Source organism: Microbacterium sp. (assembly GCF_032084865.1).
In the GTDB taxonomy this organism is placed as follows: Bacteria; Actinomycetota; Actinomycetes; order Actinomycetales; family Microbacteriaceae; genus Microbacterium.
The window spans coordinates 1-1,373 of sequence record NZ_DAMDLU010000016.1 but is presented as its reverse complement, the minus strand read 5'-3'; the positions used below and the strand labels follow the sequence as shown (position 1 = coordinate 1,373).

2 protein-coding genes are annotated in these 1,373 nt (G+C 73.2%); one reads left to right on the top strand and one right to left on the bottom strand.

Going from position 1 to position 1,373, the window contains the following annotated elements:
• The coding region (locus RT309_RS03095; RefSeq protein ID WP_313355232.1) for a DUF4192 family protein at nucleotides 1-470 on the top strand (470 nt) is incomplete at its 5' end.
• An 11-nt stretch (nucleotides 471-481) separates the two neighbouring features.
• On the opposite strand, the gene RT309_RS03090 is transcribed toward RT309_RS03095, so the two are convergent.
• A partial coding sequence (locus tag RT309_RS03090) for a MarP family serine protease (RefSeq protein WP_313355231.1) occupies nucleotides 482-1,373 on the bottom strand: 892 nt, incomplete at its 5' end.

The window sequence follows — 1,373 nt, the reverse complement described above, 5'->3', positions numbered from 1 at the left end:
CAGAGCATCTCCTCGACCCCCCGCTCGACGATGACCCGTTCCCCTGCGCCGCGCTGCTGTGGTGCCTGAGCCGCCCGCCGCTGCGAGACGCGATCCTCGTGCAGTGGGCCACCGACCTCGATTTCGGGTATCGCGCGTTCGACGCGCAGCTCGCCTTCTCGAGCGATCGCACGACGGTGCCGGATGCCATCGGCGAGGTGTTCATGGGCCGCGGCCCGCGGCCGGATCTCGACCGGCTCGGGTGCGCGCTGCAGGTGGTGCGCTCCGCCGCCGCGCGTGCACCGCGCCACGCCAAGGCCGGCGCGCTCACGGCCGCAGCGTGGCTGGCGTGGGCCATGGGCCGCTCGTCGCACGCGGGTGCCTACGTCGACGAAGCGCTGCGCCTGGAGCCCGGCCACAGCATGGCGTCGCTCATCTCGAGCATCCTCGCTGCGGCGATGCTGCCCGAGTGGGCGTTGCGCCGGCCGTGACCGTCCGTGGGTCAGCGGATGCAGGCGCCGACCGGCACGGGCGCCGAGGCAGTGCCGAGCTGGGCGAGGACGGGCAGCAGCTCCTCGTTCGTCATCGCGTAGCCGACGTTCGGCGTGGCGGCGTCCTTCGCGAACACCATCCCGGCGACCTGCCCTCCCGCGGTGAGCAGCGGGCCGCCCGAGTTGCCGGGTTCGACGTGGGCCCGCAGCGCGTAGACGCTGCGCGGAGCCGTGCTGTCGCCGTAGATGTCGCTCACGGGCGCGCTCGACGACGAGACCACTCCGGCGGCTGTCACACGGAACGGTCCGCCGAACGGATACCCCATGACGGCGCCGCTCTCGCCTGGAGTCAGCGCCTCGGCCAGCCCGAGCGGCGGTGCCTGCACGTCGGCGGCGATCACGGCGATGTCGTCGATCGGGTCGAAGTACACCACGGTGGCGTCGCGTGCCGGCTCGCCCGGCACCTCGACGATCGGGGCGCGCACACCGGCCAGGACGTGCGCGTTGGTCATGATCCGGTCTTCGGCGATCACGAACCCGGTTCCCGTCGAGATCACCCCGCAGCCGTCCGCCGCGCCCGAGACCTTCACGATAGAACCGGCCGCGTGCTCGAGCTCGGGCGTGGCGAGTTCGATCGGCGTCGCCTCGGGAGCGGCATCCAGCTGCCCGGGCTGCAGCAGCCCCTCGAGAGTGGGGAGCACCGTCTCGCCGAACGCGAACGCGTTGAGCCGGGCCGCCGCCTCCGCGAGAGGCGGCGGGATGTACCGCTCGACGGTGCGCAGCACGCTCGACGACGCGACCGTGGCAGACAGCACGGGAACACCCGCGGACGCGATCGCAGAGCCGACCATCGTGATCGCCAGGGCGGCGGCGACCAGGGCGGTGAGCCCGCCGAGCAGCCGC